General features: G+C 60.2%; 1 protein-coding gene. It reads left to right on the top strand.

All coding sequences use genetic code 11. The annotated features are described in order from the left end of the window. A partial coding sequence (locus D8Z78_RS24450) for a transposase (RefSeq protein WP_164933096.1) occupies window positions 1-206 on the top strand: 206 nt, incomplete at both ends.

Below are 206 nucleotides of genomic sequence, written 5' to 3'. Positions count from 1 at the left end.
TGCCGTCTCGATCTGACGGATCGCATCCCGGATCATTCCACGTTTTCGAAGAACCGGCACGGGCGTTTCCGCGACAGCGAATTGCTGCGTCACCTGTTCGAGACCACGGTGGTCCGCTGTATCGAAGAGGGCCTGGTCAGCGGGCAAAGGATGGCCATCGACGCCAGCCTGATCGAAGCCGATGCCAACAAACAGAACTCGACGCC

This window comes from Tropicibacter alexandrii, from assembly GCF_003667315.2.
In the GTDB taxonomy this organism is placed as follows: domain Bacteria; phylum Pseudomonadota; class Alphaproteobacteria; order Rhodobacterales; family Rhodobacteraceae; genus Tropicibacter; species Tropicibacter alexandrii.
The sequence above is the reverse complement of the archived record's forward strand: the minus strand, read 5'-3'. Positions and strand labels throughout refer to the sequence as shown.